This window comes from Sphingomonas sp. P4_G2 (assembly GCF_056401155.1).
Map to the genome: position 1 here is coordinate 385,592 of NZ_JBFUJY010000004.1, position 18,007 is coordinate 403,598.

The 18,007-nt window shown below is 64.2% G+C and carries 15 protein-coding genes; 10 read left to right on the forward strand and 5 right to left on the reverse strand.

Features of this window, described 5'->3' with window-relative positions; all coding sequences use genetic code 11:
* Positions 1 to 79 precede the first annotated feature (79 nt).
* Positions 80 to 427 carry a hypothetical protein gene (locus tag AC1DRD_RS13985; RefSeq protein WP_478041825.1) on the forward strand — a complete coding sequence of 116 codons (348 nt, stop codon included), beginning with the start codon at positions 80 to 82 and terminating at the stop codon, positions 425 to 427.
* 487 nt (positions 428 to 914) lie between these two features.
* Entirely contained in the window at positions 915 to 1,814 is a 900-nt protein-coding gene (locus AC1DRD_RS13990; protein WP_478041826.1) for an SDR family NAD(P)-dependent oxidoreductase, read from the forward strand.
* Between the two features lie 163 nt (positions 1,815 to 1,977).
* Here AC1DRD_RS13990 and AC1DRD_RS13995 read toward each other — a convergent pair whose 3' ends face one another.
* A complete protein-coding gene (locus tag AC1DRD_RS13995; RefSeq protein WP_478041827.1) occupies positions 1,978 to 2,871 on the reverse strand; it encodes a LysR family transcriptional regulator in 894 nt (297 codons plus the stop codon).
* Positions 2,872 to 2,944: 73 nt separating this feature from the next.
* Between AC1DRD_RS13995 and AC1DRD_RS14000 the strand changes: the two genes are divergently transcribed.
* The 7 genes from AC1DRD_RS14000 to AC1DRD_RS14030 all read left to right on the forward strand — a co-directional run bounded on the left by AC1DRD_RS14000 (position 2,945) and on the right by AC1DRD_RS14030 (position 12,897).
* A complete protein-coding gene (locus tag AC1DRD_RS14000; protein ID WP_478041828.1) occupies positions 2,945 to 3,385 on the forward strand; it encodes a nuclear transport factor 2 family protein in 441 nt (146 codons plus the stop codon).
* Positions 3,386 to 3,453: 68 nt separating this feature from the next.
* Entirely contained in the window at positions 3,454 to 4,485 is a 1,032-nt protein-coding gene (locus AC1DRD_RS14005) for a hypothetical protein (protein ID WP_478041829.1), read from the forward strand.
* 167 nt (positions 4,486 to 4,652) lie between these two features.
* Positions 4,653 to 6,407 (forward strand): aspartyl protease family protein, encoded by a 1,755-nt coding sequence (locus AC1DRD_RS14010; RefSeq protein WP_478041830.1) that lies wholly within the window; start codon positions 4,653 to 4,655, stop codon positions 6,405 to 6,407.
* Between the two features lie 98 nt (positions 6,408 to 6,505).
* Positions 6,506 to 6,859, forward strand: a complete 354-nt coding sequence (locus AC1DRD_RS14015) for a YciI family protein (protein WP_478029375.1) — start codon at positions 6,506 to 6,508, stop codon at positions 6,857 to 6,859.
* A complete protein-coding gene (locus tag AC1DRD_RS14020; RefSeq protein WP_478041831.1) occupies positions 6,859 to 8,067 on the forward strand; it encodes an RNA polymerase sigma factor in 1,209 nt (402 codons plus the stop codon). The genes AC1DRD_RS14015 and AC1DRD_RS14020 overlap by 1 nt, the downstream gene beginning before the upstream one ends.
* Before the next feature lie 96 nt (positions 8,068 to 8,163).
* Positions 8,164 to 10,167 (forward strand): hybrid sensor histidine kinase/response regulator, encoded by a 2,004-nt coding sequence (locus AC1DRD_RS14025; RefSeq protein WP_478041832.1) that lies wholly within the window; start codon positions 8,164 to 8,166, stop codon positions 10,165 to 10,167.
* A 210-nt stretch (positions 10,168 to 10,377) separates the two neighbouring features.
* Positions 10,378 to 12,897: a TonB-dependent receptor gene (locus AC1DRD_RS14030; RefSeq protein ID WP_478041833.1), complete on the forward strand. Its 2,520-nt coding sequence runs from the start codon at positions 10,378 to 10,380 to the stop codon at positions 12,895 to 12,897.
* Positions 12,898 to 12,982: 85 nt separating this feature from the next.
* Here AC1DRD_RS14030 and AC1DRD_RS14035 read toward each other — a convergent pair whose 3' ends face one another.
* The 4 genes from AC1DRD_RS14035 to AC1DRD_RS14050 form a co-directional block, all read right to left on the reverse strand.
* Complete coding sequence (locus AC1DRD_RS14035; RefSeq protein ID WP_478041834.1) at positions 12,983 to 14,011, reverse strand: hypothetical protein; 1,029 nt, start codon at positions 14,009 to 14,011, stop codon at positions 12,983 to 12,985.
* 432 nt (positions 14,012 to 14,443) lie between these two features.
* Entirely contained in the window at positions 14,444 to 15,856 is a 1,413-nt protein-coding gene (locus tag AC1DRD_RS14040) for a coniferyl aldehyde dehydrogenase (protein ID WP_478041835.1), read from the reverse strand.
* Positions 15,857 to 15,878: 22 nt separating this feature from the next.
* On the reverse strand, positions 15,879 to 16,373 hold the full coding sequence (locus AC1DRD_RS14045; protein ID WP_478029381.1) for a hypothetical protein: 495 nt from the start codon (positions 16,371 to 16,373) through the stop codon (positions 15,879 to 15,881).
* Positions 16,374 to 16,423: 50 nt separating this feature from the next.
* On the reverse strand, positions 16,424 to 16,678 hold the full coding sequence (locus tag AC1DRD_RS14050) for a hypothetical protein (protein ID WP_478029382.1): 255 nt from the start codon (positions 16,676 to 16,678) through the stop codon (positions 16,424 to 16,426).
* Positions 16,679 to 16,793: 115 nt separating this feature from the next.
* Between AC1DRD_RS14050 and AC1DRD_RS14055 the strand changes: the two genes are divergently transcribed.
* The gene (locus AC1DRD_RS14055) at positions 16,794 to 17,981 is read left to right on the forward strand and encodes an acetyl-CoA C-acyltransferase (RefSeq protein ID WP_478029383.1); all 1,188 of its coding nucleotides are present in this window, start codon (positions 16,794 to 16,796) and stop codon (positions 17,979 to 17,981) included.
* Positions 17,982 to 18,007: the final 26 nt, after the last annotated feature.

Here is an 18,007-nt window from a genome sequence, read left to right on the forward strand (position 1 = left end):
TCCGAAACGAGGGAGCAAATTCGGGTGTGGCGCGTTTGGCCCCTGTCACGCTGAGATCGTGCAGAACCAGGAGAGTCGCATGAAGTTGATACTCGTTGCGGCGGCCGCCATGATCGCGATGCCCGCCATTGCGCAGAATACGCCCGCGCCGCCACCTGCCCCCGATCCCCAGACCGCGCCGGCTCCTGTCGACCCAACTCCGCCGCCGCCAGCGCCGATGCCCGCACCGCCGGGACCGCCCGCTGGCGCTGCAACCATGACTATGGGACCGCCGGCGCCTGTCGTGCAGCCGCTGCCTGACGCTGCTGCCCCCGCTACCGGTGCTGACGTGCCGTGGTGCACCAAGACCGTCGTCGATCATTGCAAGGAGCATTCGGCGCCGAACGGCGCGCGCCTGCACACGACACCCCGCCCACCGGGGAAATGACCGCTCTGATCGCCTGAATGAAGCGGAGCCGGTCGACGCCCGGCTCCGCCGTACCGGAGGAGGTCGGGATGAGATTGATCCTTTTGGCCGCCATCGCTGTGACGATGCCTGCATTGGCGCAGGAGAATCCGGCGTCGACCCAGCCGCCCCCCGCGCAAAGCGCGGGCGCCCCCCCGAGGGGCTATGCCCCGCCGCCGGCGCCCCCACCCCCTCCTGGCGCGACAATCGTGTTTCAGCCGGCGCCACCGCCCGACGTGGCGTTTCCGCCGCCAGCACCACTGGCAAGCTACCCGCCCTGCAAGCGCGGTCAGTTCGACAAGTGCATCCAGCGTAACGATCCCAAGTAACGACAAGAAACGGGTCGTAAGCTCCCTCTCCCGGCGCGGGTCGGCACGCCCGCGCCGGGTTTTTCGTGTCTGCGGTATGGCGGGCTTGCACGGCGCGTACCTTTGGCTAGGAAGCGCTCAAACCATTTAGGGAGCACTTCATGACCATCCGTTTCGACGACAAGGTAGCTATCGTGACCGGCGCGGGCGGGGGCCTGGGCCGCGAATATGCACTGGCGCTGGCGGCGCGCGGCGCGAAGGTCGTCGTCAACGACTTGGGCGGCGCGCGCGACGGCACCGGTCATTCGGACGCCGCGCTCAAGGTCGTCGAGGAGATCAAGGCCGCGGGCGGCGAGGCGATGTCGAACGGCGGCAGCGTCACCGAATATGAGCAGATGGTCGAGATGGTCGCCAAGGCCAAGGAAGCCTGGGGCGGCGTCCACATCCTGATCAACAATGCCGGCGTGCTGCGCGACAAGAGCTTCGCCAAGATGGAGCCGGCCGATTTCAAGTTCGTCGTCGACGTCCACCTCAACGGATCGGCCAATTGCACCAAGGCGGTATGGGAGACGATGCGCGAACAGGCCTATGGCCGCATCCTGATGACGGCGTCGTCGACCGGGCTGTTCGGCAATTTCGGTCAGGCCAATTACGGCGCCGCCAAACTCGGCCTCGCCGGGCTGACCAAGACGCTCTACCTCGAAGGCGCGAAGTACAACATCAAGGTCAACACGATCGCCCCGACCGCCGGCACACGGATGACCGAGGATCTGTTCCCGGCCGAGGCGTTCAAGGCATTCGCGCCGGAGAAGGTCGCCCCTGCCGCACTCTATCTGGTCAGCGAGGACGCGCCGACCAACGCGATCGTCGGCGCCGGCGCCGGCGTGTTCCAGGCAGCGTACGTCACGCTGACCCAGGGCAAGCTGCTGACCGGCGACGAGCTGTCGCCCGAAGGCGTCGCGGCGCATTGGGCCGAGATCACCGACCGCACCGGCGAGCTCACCCCGCAATCGGGCAACGAACAGTCGATGTCGATCATGAAGAAACTGACCGGGGGTTGAGGCGACCCTCAAATCCTCCCCGGCACGGGGAGGGGGACCATTGCGCAGCAATGGTGGAGGGGGCCCGCGACAAACCAACAACAGGCCTGGAAGTCAGCGGTGGAGGGCCCCCTCCACCACCGCCTTCAGCGGCGGTCCCCCTCCCCGTGCCGGGGAGGAATTTTTATTCCCCCACCGTCCGCTGAATCAAATCCCTCAGCCACACCGACGCCGCGTCGGCGTCGCGTTCGACCGGGTGGAACAGGAAATGCCGATCGATGCTCTGCTCGATCGGCAGCTCGACCCCGCGCACGTCGAGCTTCGGCCCATAAGCGGCGATCAGCCGCGACGGCAGGATGGCGACGAGATCGGTCCGCGCGACCGCCATCAGCGCCTGCAGATAATGCGGCACCACCGCGGCGATGCGACGGTGCAGGCCCTGGGCCGCCAACCAATCGTCGACCGGGTCGCTCGTCGCCCCGGCCCCGACCACCGCGACATGCGGCGCATCGAGCATTTCGAGCACCTGCCGCCAGGTTGCCGGCTGCCCGACATGGACAGCGAGCAGATCATGGTCGTCGAACAAGGGCGCCATGCGCAGCCCGGCGAACAAGCCAGTGTCGGTACTGATCGCGAAATCGAGCGTGGCGATCACCGGATCGTTCGGCCGTGGCCAGGGAATGAGGTCGATCCGGCAGCCGGGCGCCTCGCGCGCCATTGCCTCGATCAATGGTGCGAGCACCGTCGCGGCGACGACGTCGGGGATCGCCGCCCGGAACACGCGCTGCGCTCCTGCCGGGTCGAACGCTTCGCCCTCGTACAAGGCGGCCGCTTGCTTGAGCAACGCCCGGACGGGATCGGCGAGTGCCTCGGCACGCGGCGTGCGCTTCATCCCCGCTCCGCTGCGCACCAGCAGCGGGTCGCCAAAATCCTCGCGCAGCCGAGCGAGAATGCGGCTCATCGCGGGTTGCGACACCGATATTATCTGCGCAGCCCGGGTAACGCTGCCGCTTTCGATCATCGCCAACAGGGCACGCAACAAGTTCAGGTCGTAGCGACCGATATCCAATTCCGACATGCGCAATATCAGAACTATTCATTTTCAGGATAGTCAACCCAAGCCCATGACGTTGCGGGATAAGGAGAAAGTCATGAGCGCCGAGCGGAACAAGCAAGTGATCGAACGCATCTATGCCGCCATGGCGCAGGGCGACCGCAGTGTCTTCGCGGCATCGGTCCATCCGGATTATGTCTGGCGTTTTCCCGGTCATTGCAGCTGGTCGCGACGGTTCGATGGCCAGGAGGCGATCCATCGCGACTTGCTGCGCCCCCTCTTCGGCTTGTTCGCGACCGACTATACCGCACATGCGATCAATCTGGTGGCCGAAGGCGAGATGGTGGTTGCGGAAGTGCGCGGCGACGTGATGCTCAAATCCGGCGAGCGGTACGACAACCATTATTGCTTCATCTTCCACTTCCGCGACGGCAAGATCGCCGAAGTGGTCGAATATTGCGACACCGACCTCGAGGAGCGAGTGCTCGGCAATTACGATATTGTGTTGGCCGCGTACCGGGCCAGCGGACCGCATTGAACCGCCCCTTTGGTGTATTGCTACACTAAATCACCTATGGTACATGATCTCCTCAGAGGAGGAGTGCCATGTATAGTGAAAGCGATCTGGAGGGCGCGGTGGCGGCGGGTGTGATCCCGCAATCGACCGCTGACGCTTTCCGCCAGCATACCGCCGCAATGCGCGCGTCGCCTGCGGTCGACGAGGAAAGCTTCCGGTTGTTGACCGGGTTCAACGATATATTCGTCGCCATCGCCATCGCGCTGTTGCTGACGTCGATCGGCTGGCTCGGCGGTTGGGTAAAGACGGGCTTGGGTGGGCTTGGGGTCACCATCGCGGCCTGGGCGTTGGCCGAATATTTCACCCGCGTCCGGCGCATGGCACTCCCCAGCATCATTCTGCTGCTCGCGTTCGCCGGCGGCGTCGCGGCGACGATGGTCGGCACCTTGGTCGACATCAACCCGGACTGGAGCGACCAGACGAATGCACTCATCGCGACCGGTATCGCATTGGTGACCGGTGGTGCGACCTGGCTGCACTGGAAGCGGTTCATGGTGCCGATCACCGTCGCCGTGGGCGCAGCAAGCGGCGTCGCTGCCCTGGTCGCGCTGTATGTCGCGGTAACGCATGTCAACGAGGATGGCATTTTCCCGCTGGTGTTGGTCGGCGGCATCGGCACCTTCGCGCTGGCGATGTGGTGGGACGGATCGGACCTGACCCGCACGACGCGGCGCAGCGACGTCGCCTTCTGGTTGCACCTCGCCGCCGCGCCGATGATCGCTCATTCGGTGTTCCACATGCTCGGCGTGTTCCAGGGCCAGATCGGGGTTGCCCAAGCACTGATCGTGATGGCGCTATACCTTGTGTTCGCCTTCATCGCGCTGGCGATCGATCGCCGCGCATTGCTGGTATCGAGCCTGGCCTATGTTCTCTACGCCCTGTCGATGCTGTTCCAGCAGGCGGGTGCGGTCGAACTGTCGATGGCCTTTACCGCGTTCGTGATCGGATCGGCGCTGCTCACGCTCTCCGCCTTCTGGCACCCGATGCGGCGTGCGGTGATCGGCACGTTGGGCAATCTCGGCAACCGCCTGCCGCCGGTGCAGATGCCCGTCGCGGCCTGACGCTCAACGCTTGCGCGCCCCTTGTCATCAGGCGCGAACCTACCCGGCGGCCCACCCGGCCGCCGGGCTTTTTCTTGTCCGGCATATCGATCGATCCGCGGGCCCCTATCTTGCTAAGCGAATTGGAAATTTGGCATAGCTTGCACGCAACGTGCTGGGGGGTTCTGATGGGCGCGACGAGTCTGATTGCATTGTTGGGCGCGCTGGCCGCCCCAATCCCGCCCGCCAGCAAGTGCCAAGCGGCAAAGATCGCCGAATTCCCGATCACGATGACGGGGCGCTCGCCGATCGTCGATGCCCGCTTCGGTGACAAGACCGCGCGCTTCATCCTCGACAGCGGCGCGTTCTACAGCACCATCTCGCGAGCAAGTGCTGCCGAATTCGGGCTGAAAGTGTCGGCGGCACCACCCTGGTTCAGGCTGAGAGGAATTGGCGGGGACACGTCGGCAGGCATCGCGGAAACCGACACTTTCTCGCTGGCTGGGATCAAGCTTCCGAAAGTCGAATTCGTCGTGGGCGGCAGCGATATGGGATCGACCGGCCTGATCGGGCAGAACATCCTCGGCCTCGCCGATGTCGAATATGATCTGCCGCACGGCGCGGTGCGGCTGATGAAGACCAATGGCTGCGGTCGCACGGGTCTCGCCTATTGGGCCGGTGATAAGCCGTATACGATGCTGGATCTCGAGGGAAATCCGGACGGTATGTTCCGCCCCCACACGATCGCCACCGTCATGCTCAACGGCGTCAAGATCAAAGCCCTGTTCGATTCCGGAGCACAGAGCTCGCTCCTGTCGTTGGCGACTGCCAAGCGACTGGGCGTCACGCCGGACACGCCGGGCGTGGAATTCGTCGGCAATGGCGGCGGACTTGGCACGCGCAAGGTGCCGACCTGGCTCGCCACGTTCGACAAGATCGATATCGGCGGCGAGGCGATCAACAAGCCCAGGATTCGCATATCGCAACTCGATCTCGGCAATGCGGACATGCTGATCGGGGTCGACTTCTTCCTGACCCACCGGATGTTCGTGTCGAACGCGACCCACAGGATGTTCGTCACCTATGAAGGCGGCCCGGTGTTCGGCCTGTCGCCCAAAGGCGCGCGGTCGGTCGACGGCAAGCCGCTCGACCTTACCGACAAGGCCGCCGACCCGACGACGGCGGAGGAATTCTCGCGGCGCGGCGCGACCTATGCTTCCAACCATAAGCTGACCGAGGCACTGGCCGATTTCGACAAGGCGATCGCGCTTGCCCCTAATGAGAGCCGCTATTTCTATCAGCGCGCCGAGGCCCGCTTCGCGAATGGCAACCGCGCCGGCTCGCTCGCCGATCTCGACCGCTCGATCAGCCTTTCTCCCGATTATGCCGATGCGCGGCTGCAGCGCGCGCAATTCCGGCTGCGCGGTGGCAACGAGGCCGGCGCGCTGGAGGACGTGAAGGCAGCCGACAGCGCCCTCGCCCCCTCATCCGATAAGCGTCTGGCCGTTGCGTCGTTATACGATCGCCTCGGCGCGCCCGACGCCGCGCTGCCCAGTTTCGACTCGTGGCTCAAGAGCCACCCTGAAGACAGCAGCCGGGGAATCGCGCTCAACGGCCGTTGCTGGGTACGCGGTCTGCTCAATCGCGACCTCGACAAGGCGATGGACGATTGCAATGCCGCGCTCCGGGCGCTGCCGCGCGACGCCTCCATCCTTGACAGCCGCGCGCTGATCCGGGTGCGTCGCGGCGAATGGAAACAAGCGCTGGCGGATTATAACGCAGCGCTGACGATCAACCCGCGCAGCGCCTGGTCGCTCTATATGCGTGGGCTGGTCGAAGCGAAATCGGGTCAGGACGGCCAGGCCAAGGCCGATCGCGCCGCGGCGATCGCCATCGATCCCAAAGTAGCCGACCGCGCAAAGAAATACGGCCTCGAGGGATAGCGGCGCCAATCGAAAAATTTTCCGGCGCCTGTCGAATCCGCTCCCCCTTGCGCGTCTCCGCGGTACGATCGCATTCCGGCGGTCGCGGGAGATATAAGATGCATTACATGATCCTGATCTACGAGGACGAGAGCGTCTATGGCGACAAGAACGATACGCCAGAGATGCAGGCGATCGTCGCCAAGCACTGGGACCTCGTCAGCGACCTGGGCGACCAGTATAAGACCGGCGCCGGGTTGGCGATGACCTCCTCTGCGACCACGGTCCGCACCGTTAACGGCAAGCAGACGATCCATGACGGCCCCTTCGCCGAAACGCGCGAACAGCTCGGCGGTTATTACGTGATCGAGGCGGACAATCTGGACGACGCGATCGCGGTCGCGCGCCGCGTGCCCGTCCGCTTCGACGGCTCGATCGAAATCCGGCCGTTGCTCCACCCGCCGGGCAAGTGATGATCGAGCCGGTGCTGCGGGCGGACGGCGGGCGGATCACTGCCGCGCTCGCCGCCCGCTTCCGCGACCTCGACCTTGCCGAGGAAGCGCTGGCGGAGGCGTGCGCCCGGGCGCTTTCCGCCTGGGCCGACGCCCCGCCGGCCAATCCGGCGGGCTGGCTCTATCGTGTCGCGACCCGTGTCGCGCTCGATAGCTTGCGGCGCAGCGCGGTACGCCATGCGACCGCCCTGCCAGAGCCGGAGCCCGAACCGACCGTGGAGGAGTTGATGACCGCCGCACCGCTGATCCCTGACGAACGGTTGCGGCTGATCTTCGTCTGCTGCCACCCCGCCATCCATCCCGACGCGCGCGCCGCGCTCACGCTCAGGCTGGTGTGCGGCCTGTCGGCGCAGGAGATCGCGCGCGCTTTCCTGATCGCCGAACCCGCGTTGCTGCAGCGGCTGACTCGCGCCAAGCGCAAGATCGCCGATGCTGGCGTTCCGTTCGAGGTGCCCGGCCCCGATCACTGGAGCGAGCGGCTCGATGCCGTGCTGTCGACACTGGAAGTCGCCTATGCCCATGCGCACGCCGACGGCGCCGGAACCGGACGCCATGCCGGTTATGCCGAAGAGATGCTGGGGATCACGGCGGCACTCGCGGCGATGCTCCCGACCGAACCGGAAGTGCAGGCGCTCGCTGCGACTGTCCGCTTCGCCGAAGCGCGCCGGCCGGCACGGGTCGATGCTGATGGCATGATGGTGCCACTCGCCGAACAGGATCCGATGTTGTGGGATACCTCGCTAATCACCGAAGGTCGCCGCTATCTCGCCCGCATCCTGACGCATCCACTTCCAGCGCGCGGCGTGCAGGCGCTGATCCATGCTGAATGGTGTGCAAGAGGGTCGCTCGCCGATGCGCCGCCCTGGCCCGCGATTCTGACCCTTTATGACGCGCTGCTCGCTTGCCGAGACGATCCCGTTACGCGCCTCAACCGCGCAGTAGCATTGGCCGAAGTGCGTGGACCGGCGATTGCGTTCGAGGAGGTCGACGCGCTCAGCCACGCCGGCCTGGCTGATTACCTTCCCTATCACGCGTTGCGCGCCGACCTGTTGGCGCGGCTCGGACTCGCCGATGCCGCGCGCCGGGCCTATGACGCCGCTCTCGCCCTCGCACCGGCAGGCGCGGAGCGCCGCTGGCTCGAGCGCGGCCGGTCCGAATGCCTGGATTGAGGCGGCTTTCGCGATGAAGGGACCCGGAACCTTTGGCGTGCCACGCGGTTGAATCTGGCTAACGTGTCAGCGGCACGGCACGACGAAGGGGACCGAGTGGATCGCGAACTACGTCACACCGACACGAAGTCGGAAAACGATCGATACCGCCTGCTGGTCGATGCGATCACCGACTATGCGATCTACATGCTCGACCCAGACGGGATCGTCACCAACTGGAATGCGGGCGCGCAACGCTTCAAAGGCTACACCGCCGATGAAATCATCGGCCAGCATTTTTCGCGTTTCTATTCGCCGGAAGATCGCAGCGACGGATTGCCGGCGCGGGCGCTGGCCATAGCCCGCACCGAAGGCAAGTTCGAACAGGAAGGCTGGCGGATCCGCAAGGATGGCGAACGTTTCTGGGCGCATGTCGTCATCGACCCGATCTGGGCGAAGGACGGCGCGCTGATCGGTTTCGCCAAGATCACCCGAGACTTGACCGAACGCCAGGCCGCCGCGGAATCCTTGCGCCAGAGCGAGGAGCAATTCCGGCTGCTGGTCCAGAGCGTGACCGATTATGCGATCTATCGCCTCGATCCCGAAGGCCATATCGTCAGCTGGAATTCGGGTGCCGAACGAATCAAGGGCTATACGCCCGCCGAGGCCATTGGCGCCCATTTCTCGCGCTTCTATACGGAAGAGGATCGCCTGGCCGGCGAGCCCCAACGCGCTCTGTCGATCGCGCGCGAGCAGGGCCGCTTCGCCGCGGAGGGTTGGCGCGTTCGCAAGGACGGCAGCCGGTTTCGCGCCAGCGTGGTGCTCGACCCTATCCTAGGCGACAAAGGCGAGCTCATCGGTTACGCGAAGGTGACGCGCGACGTGACCGAACGCGACGATGCGCAGCGCAAGCTCGACCTCGCGCGCGAGGCGCTGTTCCAGTCGCAGAAGATGGAAGCGATCGGTCAACTGACCGGCGGTGTGGCGCATGATTTCAACAATTTGCTGATGGCCATCCTCAGCAGCCTGACGCTCCTCGAACGGCGCGTCTCGGGCGACGCTTCCGCGCAACGGCTGATCGACAATGCCCGGCAAGGCGCCGAACGCGGCGCCGCGCTCACGCAGCGCATGCTCGCCTTCGCGCGCCGCCAGGAACTCAATCCGGAGCCGGTCGACGTGCCCGGACTCGTCCGCGGCATGAGCGATCTGCTCCAGCGCACGCTCGGCCCTTCGCACCCGATCGGGCTGAAATTTCCGCTGTCGCTCCCGCCGGTGCTCGCCGATGCCAATCAGCTCGAAATGGCGCTGATGAACCTCGCGGTCAACGCGCGCGATGCAATGCCCGACGGTGGCGCGATCACGGTTGCCGCAAGCGAAGTCACGGTGCGCGACAGGGAGGTCGATGGCCTCGATCCCGGGGGTTACGTCAAGCTCGCCGTCGTCGATACAGGGTCCGGCATGGACGCCGAGACGCTGGCGCGCGCGACCGAGCCGTTCTTCACGACCAAGGGAGTCGGCAAGGGCACCGGGCTGGGCCTGTCGATGATCCATGGCCTTGCCGAGCAAATGAAAGGCGGACTGGCCCTGCACAGCGTCGTCGGACGCGGCACCACCGCCGAACTGTGGCTGCCGGTTACGAATGAATGCGATAAAGCCGTGCCTGAGCCGACGGCACCGGCCGCGATCGTCGACCAACAGCGCAACCTCCGCATCCTGGTGGTGGACGATGACAGCCTCGTGCTGATGAACACCGCCGCCTTGCTCGAGGATATGGGGCATGTCGCGATCGAAGCCAGCTCGGCGGCGGAGGCACTGGCGGTGCTCCGCGGGGGAGCGGCGATCGATCTGCTGATCACCGATCAGGCAATGCCGGGCATGACCGGCGCGCAATTGATCGAGCAGGCGCACGAATTGGTCGGCGACCTGCCGATCATCCTGGCATCGGGCTATGGCGAACTGCCCGAAATGGCATTTCAGAGCATCGTCAAACTCGGCAAGCCGTTCGGTCAGGCGCAACTCGCCGCCGCGATCCGCAAGGTAGCAGTCGAACGACAGGCTCGAACAGGCGCCGATCATGCGCCAGCGCCCGCCTTGAAAGCCGAGGTCGTTGGCCATGCATGACAGCGCCAGCCAATTTCCTCAATAGACGCAACTATCCGACAATATATATCGATAGTTATAACAGACCCGAATTTGGATTTACGTAGTAAACCCTGGCCTGTTATTTTCTAAATCTCGATGTTACCAATATTCATGGGGAGAACTTCGAGCATATTTTATAGTAGCTGCGTGCTGTGTTTCGCTTGTGCCGGTGCGACAGGTGCGCGTGCCATGGACGAGCCATTCCTGTTCGCGGCCCTTCAGCCGGAAAAGGCGGACCAGACCGCTGGTCCTCAGGATCAGCAGCCTGGAACTGCGGATGACATCATCATTTACGCATCCCGACAGGGCGTGTTGCCGGGTGTCGCACCGGAAAACGAGCTCAACGAAGAAGATATTGCCGCATACGGCGCCAACAGCGTCGGCGACCTACTCGATGACGTGGGCGGCGCGGCCGATTCGTCAGGTGAAGGCCCGGTGATCCTGATCAATGGTCGGGAAACCACCGGGCTGAACACGGTGAACGACCTTCCGACCGAAGCGATCCGCAAGATCCAGGTATTACCGCAACGTGTTGCCGGTCGGCTGGGTGAACGCCCAACCCGGCGGGTGATCAATGTGGTGCTCAAGAATAACCACCGACAACTCACCGGAAACGCCGAAGGCACGTTCGCAACCGCTGGTGCGGGACGAAGTTACAAGGGCGAGATCAACTTGTTGCGGCTGAAGGACGGCAATCGCGACAGCCTGGTCCTACGCGCCGAGCGGGTCGACCCGCTGTTCGAAAGCGACCGCAACATCGTCAGCGAGCCGCTGACGGCACCCTATGATACACGCGGCAATATTTTCGCCTCTACGATCTTTGGCGCGGAGATCGACCCGGCGTTGAGTGCGCTCGCGGGACAAATGGTCGCTGTCGCACCGGTTCCAGCCGGCAATGCGGCGCCGACATTGGGTGCGTTGGCAGCCAATGCCAACAAACCCAATTTTACCGATGTTCGTGATTTTCGCACGCTTACTGCTGGCAAGCGCACCTTCTCGGTGAACGGCAACATTGCGCGGCAATGGGGCAAGACAGCGCTCTCGCTCAATGCGCGCGCGGAATGGGTGAGCACGGACTCGCAGTCGGGCCTTGCCGGCGTGTCGCTATTGCTGCCGGCCGGTACCCCATTTTCGCCGTTCACGCGCGATGTCAGGATCGCTCGATACGTCGGCGATGCGCTGCGCCAGCAGGGGCACAACGCCAATCTCGAGCTTGGCGGCGATTTCACGACGCCGGTCGGGAACTGGAACCTGCGCGTTGCCGGGAATTGGCAACACCTGGCCGCCAGGACCGACAGCCAGGCAGCCTTCGATCCGACCCTGCTCCAGGCCGCGATCAGCGCCGGGACGGTGAACCCGTTCGGAGCGCTGCCCGCCGACCTGACGGCGCTCCGCTACAATTTTTCGCGTTCGCGCAGCGACAATGCGTCGTTGCGGGCGACGCTTTCCGGTCGGGTGTTGAAATTGCCGGCGGGTCCGGTGCGAGCCGCAGTGACAGCGACGGTGCGAACCGACCGACTCAATGGACGGTGGGAATTCCTGTCGGTGCCGAACGTGACGAAGTTTACGCAAAACGAAGCGGCACTTTCGGGCAACCTTCAGGTTCCCCTCCTCGGCGACAAGTCGCCGATCGGCAATTTGGAGCTCGACCTCAATGGAGCGATCCGCAGGCTCAACCGGATCGGGACGGTCGAGGATTTCGGCGCCGGCCTGGCGTGGCAACCGGCCAGGTCACTGAATGTCCGCGGCTCGTTCGACCTGCAGCGGCAAGCGCCTTCGGCCCAGACGCTCAGCGACCCGCAGATCGTCTACGATAATTATCGTATTTTCGACTTTGTCACCGGACAGACGGTCCAGGTCCGCTATATTACCGGGGGTAATCCCAACCTGCCCGTCGCCAGGCGGAGAATCTGGTCGGTCGGGGCCACTTATCTGCCGTTCAGTAACGCGAATCTCATCCTGTCCACCGAATATTCCAGGCGGCGAACCACCAATCTTCAGTCGACACTCCCCCCTGTCAACGCGCAGGTCCAGGCGGCATTTCCCGATCGCTTCGTGCGCGACGCCAACGGCGTTCTGACGCTGGTCGACAGCCGGCCGGTCGCCTTTGCGTACGACAATAGCGACCAGTTGCACTCGCGGATCGACTTTCACGGTTCGCTCGGAAAGCCGAGCCGGAAACGCGCGGCTGGCCCGGGGAGCGATCCCGACGGAGCTTTTTCGTTCGACGGCCGACCACGCTTCAATTTCAGTATCGAGCACAATTGGATCCTCCGCAGCGTGCGTCGGGCCCAGCTTGGCCTGCCCGAGGTCGACCTGCTGGCCGGGGGCGCGACTGGATATGGCGGGGGCTTGGCTCGGCACACCGTCCGGGTTTCGGCCAACCTCGCGGCTCGGGGTGTGGGGATGCAGCTTTCCGGCATCTGGCGCAGCGCAACGCTGATCAAATCCGCCGATACGCCCTCGCCAAGCGACCTCTTTTTTTCGGCGCAGACCAGCGTCGATATGCGGCTTTTCGCTGATCTTGGCACCCTGGCACGGGGCAGCAGCGTGTTGAAAGGAGCGCGCTTGTCGTTGTCGGTCACCAATCTGCTGGATTCCAAGCAACGGGTTCGTGACGGCAACGGACTGACGCCGACACGATATCAGCCCTATCTGCTGAACCCGCTCGGGCGCGCGATCACGATCGGCCTTCGCAAGGCATTTTGAGCCGGCGCAGCTCACCGCCGCCGGGAATCAAAAGCCCCGCCAGTGTCAGCTGGCGAGGCTTTTTGAAGTTCAGCTAGCTGGCAAATCAGATCACCGGAACCGTGACCCAATTGTGGCTGCCGTCATTGAGGTTCGGGACGCCGACAGTCGCACCACCATTGTACCAGACAGTCGTGCACTTGTCGCCGGTATAGCCGTTCTGCTTGCTCCAGGCACCCGGCAACTTCGTGCCCGTCTTGCTCGGCGAGATGCAGACAACGACCTGGCCGATGATCAGCGTCGCACTGGTGTCGAAGCCTTCGCCAGCATCCTCGTGGGCGCGGAGCGCATTGGTCTGGTCGACGTTGACCGCAGTCTGCGCTTCGTTGCCCTGCAACGTCGCCGGATCGTTATAGGCATCATGGTGTTCGGTGTAAGCGGCGGTGCCCTGGAACTTGCAGTGCGGATTGGCGTCGCTGCCGCCATGGAACGGGTCGCCCCACCAGCTCGGGAGGTTCAGCGGATCCGAGCCTTGTGCGGTGAAGGCGGCGCAATTGCCCCGAACCGCATCCTCGGAATCGCCGAAGTCACCGTTGATGACGTAGATGCCGACCGCCGGATGGTAAATGTCCACGGCGGGATGATAGACCGCCTTGAGGATGTCGCAGCTGAACGCATGGGCGTACGTCGTCTTGAACGTTCCCATGAAATCATAGGTGCTGGCGCTGTAATGGCCCCCGACGGCCTGCTTGATCCCGAACATGTTGACGCTGCCGCCGTTGCGATACGGGTCGCCAAGAATTTCGACATGCGCCGGGGTAAAGGTACCGGCGCCGACCAGGGTGCCGGGAATTGCGTCGGTAATCGAATGGGTGCCGGTTTCGACAGGTCCAGCCGCCAGCGTCACTGGGCCGAGGACCACTTGGCCGGTCCAGATGTCGCCGCCCGCACCATCGGTGTCGTGCACCAATGCCGCCGCGTCACAGGTCGCCTGCATTCCGGGAAGAACAACCTGCCCGGGATCGGCTGCCGGCGTCGGATCGACAAGGGTGACCGCGGCGAATGCCGGAATCGGGGCGACGGAGACTGCGAGCGCGACAATCGCACTCGCAGAGGCTCGAAAGGTCGAGATCATGGTCTACTCCTAATTTATTCCGCGAATTCATCATCTCCCGTCGACGACTCGCTGTTCAATCGGGATCTGTGGGAATTTTGTAGGTAGTAGTAGCTATAGTAAATAGGACGTTTACGTCTTTATGGTAAAAATATGGCCTAATACGACACCAAAGATATAAGATGTTATTCAAGTATAACTTTGGTTATATTAATCAAAATTAGCTCTTTCTGTCTTCAGCATTAGAACTTCTTCTTTTCTTCCAGACACTCCCTTCCGCCGAATATACCGATCTTCAGAGCGGCATAAGCTATGTCCTAAGCTCGAAATGGGTATGAGCAAACGCGTCAGCGGATTGCGAATCGTTAGGTTTCCGACCATATCGGCCGCACTGCTTTGGCAAACAGCAGCATCACTTGGGGCCGCCTTCGGGCGGCCCCTGCTTTGTCCGGCCTATTTCATCTGCCGCCTGGCAGAGGCCATCGTCGCCTTGCCATATGGCGGCTTGAGGCCAGCGAGCTTGGCGATATCGAAGCGCGACTGGCGGTACACCGCCTTGGCGTGGCTGAACGTCCTGAACCCGTCATGCCCGTGATACGCACCCATCCCCGACGGGCCGATGCCGCCAAACGGCAACTCCTCGTTGGAGATGTGGAAGATCACGTCGTCCAAGGTCACGCCGCCCGAGATCGTGCGATCGAGCACGCGGCGGCGCTCCCTGTCATCGCTGCCGAAATAATAGAGCCCCAGCGGCCTGTCGCGCCGGTTCACCTCGGCGATCGCGGCATCGATATCGTCATAGCGCCGCACCGGCAGGATCGGCCCGAAAATCTCTTCCTGCATCACCGTCATGTCGTCGGTGGCGTCGCGGATGATGTGGAGCGGCATCTTGCGGCTGTTCGACGCGGCGAAATCCTCGTTCGCCGGGTTGACCGTCTCGATCGTCGCCCCCTTGGCGCGGGCATCCTCCAGCCAGTCCTGCAGCCGCTGGTGATGGCGATCGTTGATGATCGAGGTGTAGTCAGGATTGGCGAGCAAGGTCGGGTACATCGCCGACACCGATTGCTTCAGGCCATCGACCACCGCTTGTTCCTGATCCGCGGGCACCAGCATGTAATCGGGCGCCAGGCAGATCTGACCGGCATTGAGCATCTTGCCGATCGCGACGCGTTCGGTGCCCCGTTTGACGTCAGCCGAGCGTCCGAAGATCACCGGCGACTTGCCGCCGAGTTCGAGCGTCACCGGCGTCAGATTGTCTGCCGCGGCGTGGAGGATGTGCCGGCCGATCCCGGTGGCGCCGGTGAAGATCAGGTGATCGAACGTCAGCCCCGAAAACTCCTTGCCGACCTCCGGCCCACCCGACACGAAGGCGAGCTCGTCCGCGGCGAAATAGCTGGGGCAGATTTCCTCGAACAAGGCGGCGACGCGCGGCGTGAACTCGCTGGTCTTGACCATCGCGCGATTGCCCGCCGCGAAGACGCCGGCCAGCGGCGCCATGATCAGGTTGACCGGAAAATTCCACGGCGAGATCACGCCGACCACGCCCTTGGGCTGGAATTCGATCCAGCCCTTGGCGCCGAGCAGCCCGAGCGGTGCGGTCACCGGCCGGCGCTCTGGGCGCGACCAGCTGCCCACGTGCTTCAGCGCATGTTTGAGCGGCGCGACCGAAGCGGCGATATCGGTCAGCATCGACTGTTCGCGGCTGCGATGCCCGAAATCCTCGCTCAGCGCGTCGCACAAACGGTCGGCATTGTCGGCGATCATCGCGGCGGCGCGCTTCAAGCGATCCTTGCGCACACTGAGGCTGACCGGCAATTCGGCCATGAACGCCGCGCGCTGCGCCGCCAGGATGTCGTGCATCGTCATCGCTTCGTTCCTCTCCGATTGTTCAGGCGCAGCCGATCGCCCCGGCGACCGGTATGATGACGCTGGCTTGGCCCGTGCGGTCGATGCGGAGCGTCGCATCGGAAATCGACCCGCTTTTCGGCGCACTGGCGTCGGTCTTCACAGCGACTTGCAAGGTCGCCGTCGCGCCGCCGCCTTTATATTCGGTGATCTGCGAGTAACCGAGGCCGCCGATTCCGTTCTGCGCGCTGATCGCAAGATCCGCCACCTTGCCGTCGATCGTTACCCGCAACGCCGCGGGATCGGTGGTTGCCATCGCCACCAGCGCCATGCTCGGCGTCCGCGTCCACAGAAATGCCGCACAGCCTTTGGCCGGCAATCGCTGCGCGGGCAGCGCGCTGATCGGCAGTCCATCGACCGAAGACACCAGCGGATCGATAACCTGCGGTGCGGGCGGCGCTACTGGAAGTGTTTTGATCGGCGGCGCGTCCTGCCCCGGCGCGGGCGCGGCAATCAACAACAGAGCGAGCGGCAACATCCTCATCGCCGTGCTTGCTATCACGCGTTGACGTTAAGGGTAAGCGGGGATCAGCTGGGCGCCTTCTTGCGGATCAGATAGCGATAGACGCCGAACGCGTTGATCCCGAGCAGCACGCCATTCTGCGTGCCCAGCGCCCCGTCGCGCGCCAGCACCGCGCCGGCGATCCAGCAGAGGGCGGACCCGACGAAGATCACGAACCCCCAGCCGGTCACCCGCCGCCCCGAATCGAGCGACACCATCAACGCTGCGATGATCCCGCTGCCGGAAGCAGTCCATTTGAGCACCGTGGTCAGCGTTTCCATCATCATCTCTTAGCGAACGAACGGCATCGCCGAATTGCCGCAAAGCAAGCCGCGCAATTTGAATTCGCCGCCACCCGAGCCTAGATCGCGCCCAGCATCCTTTCCGGAGTTTCTCATGACCGCCGATCCCATCGTCATCCTGTCCTATGCCCGCACCCCGATGGGGAGCTTTCAGGGGACGCTGACCGGTGCAAGCGCGACCCAACTCGGCGCGACCGCGGTCAAGGGTGCGGTCGACCGCGCCGGCGTCGACCCCAAGCAGATCGAGCGCATCTATATGGGCTGCGTACTGCCTGCCGGGCTCGGCCAGGCGCCCGCGCGCCAGGCAGCGATTAACGCCGGTCTGGGCGATCATGTCGAGGCGACAACGGTCAACAAGATGTGCGGGTCGGGCATGCAGGCGACGATCATGGGTAGCGAGGCGCTCGCCGCCGGCTCGGTCGACCTCATCGTCGTGGGCGGCATGGAGAGCATGACCAACGCGCCGTACCTCTCGCTGCGCCATCGTGGCGGCGCGCGGATCGGGCACGACGTGCTCAAGGACCACATGTATCTCGATGGGCTCGAGGACGCGTATGAGCCCGGCAAGCTGATGGGCGCCTTTGCCGAGGAAACCGCGCAGGAATATCAGTTCACCCGCGCCGCGCAGGACGATTACGCGATCGCCAGCCTCGAGCGCGCGCAGGCCGCGCAGAAATCGGGCGCGTTCGAGCGTGAAATCGTCGCGGTCGAAGTGGTCGGCCGCAAGGGCACCGACACCGTCACGCTCGACGAACAGCCGGCGAAGGGCGATGCGTCGAAAATCCCGACGCTCAAACCCGCCTTCGCCAAGGACGGCACGATCACCGCGGCCAACGCCTCGTCGATCTCCGACGGCGCCGCCGCCTTGGTGCTGACGCGCGCCTCGGTCGCCGGCAAGCTCGGCAAGAAACCCGTGGCTCGGATCGTGGCGCAAGCCGCGCATGCCCACGCCCCGGCCAAGTTCACCACCGCTCCCGTCGCAGCGATGCAGAAGGCGCTCGACAAGGCCGGCTGGACCGTCGCGGATGTCGACCTGTTCGAGGTCAACGAGGCGTTCGCGATCGTCGCGATGATCGCGATGCACGACCTCGGCATCCCGCATGACAAGATCAACGTCAATGGCGGCGCCTGCGCGCTCGGCCACCCGATTGGCGCCAGCGGTGCGCGCATCCTGACCACATTGGTGTCCGCACTTCAGACGCGCGGTCTCAAGCGCGGGATGGCGTCTTTGTGTATCGGCGGTGGCGAGGCCACGGCGGTGGCGGTCGAACTGATCGACTGATCGGCCACGCGGCGGTCATAATGGCC

Coding starts and splice junctions, on each gene's coding strand:
- AC1DRD_RS13995 (WP_478041827.1), bottom strand. CDS start 2,871: ATGTCGGAATTGGATATCGGTCGCTACGACCTGAACTTGTTGCGTGCC.
- AC1DRD_RS13985 (WP_478041825.1), top strand. CDS start 80: ATGAAGTTGATACTCGTTGCGGCGGCCGCCATGATCGCGATGCCCGCC.
- AC1DRD_RS14015 (WP_478029375.1), top strand. CDS start 6,506: ATGCATTACATGATCCTGATCTACGAGGACGAGAGCGTCTATGGCGAC.
- AC1DRD_RS14030 (WP_478041833.1), top strand. CDS start 10,378: ATGGACGAGCCATTCCTGTTCGCGGCCCTTCAGCCGGAAAAGGCGGAC.
- AC1DRD_RS14050 (WP_478029382.1), bottom strand. CDS start 16,678: ATGGAAACGCTGACCACGGTGCTCAAATGGACTGCTTCCGGCAGCGGG.
- AC1DRD_RS14020 (WP_478041831.1), top strand. CDS start 6,859: ATGATCGAGCCGGTGCTGCGGGCGGACGGCGGGCGGATCACTGCCGCG.
- AC1DRD_RS14035 (WP_478041834.1), bottom strand. CDS start 14,011: ATGATCTCGACCTTTCGAGCCTCTGCGAGTGCGATTGTCGCGCTCGCA.
- AC1DRD_RS14040 (WP_478041835.1), bottom strand. CDS start 15,856: ATGACGATGCACGACATCCTGGCGGCGCAGCGCGCGGCGTTCATGGCC.
- AC1DRD_RS14055 (WP_478029383.1), top strand. CDS start 16,794: ATGACCGCCGATCCCATCGTCATCCTGTCCTATGCCCGCACCCCGATG.
- AC1DRD_RS14010 (WP_478041830.1), top strand. CDS start 4,653: ATGGGCGCGACGAGTCTGATTGCATTGTTGGGCGCGCTGGCCGCCCCA.
- AC1DRD_RS14045 (WP_478029381.1), bottom strand. CDS start 16,373: ATGTTGCCGCTCGCTCTGTTGTTGATTGCCGCGCCCGCGCCGGGGCAG.
- AC1DRD_RS14005 (WP_478041829.1), top strand. CDS start 3,454: ATGTATAGTGAAAGCGATCTGGAGGGCGCGGTGGCGGCGGGTGTGATC.
- AC1DRD_RS13990 (WP_478041826.1), top strand. CDS start 915: ATGACCATCCGTTTCGACGACAAGGTAGCTATCGTGACCGGCGCGGGC.
- AC1DRD_RS14000 (WP_478041828.1), top strand. CDS start 2,945: ATGAGCGCCGAGCGGAACAAGCAAGTGATCGAACGCATCTATGCCGCC.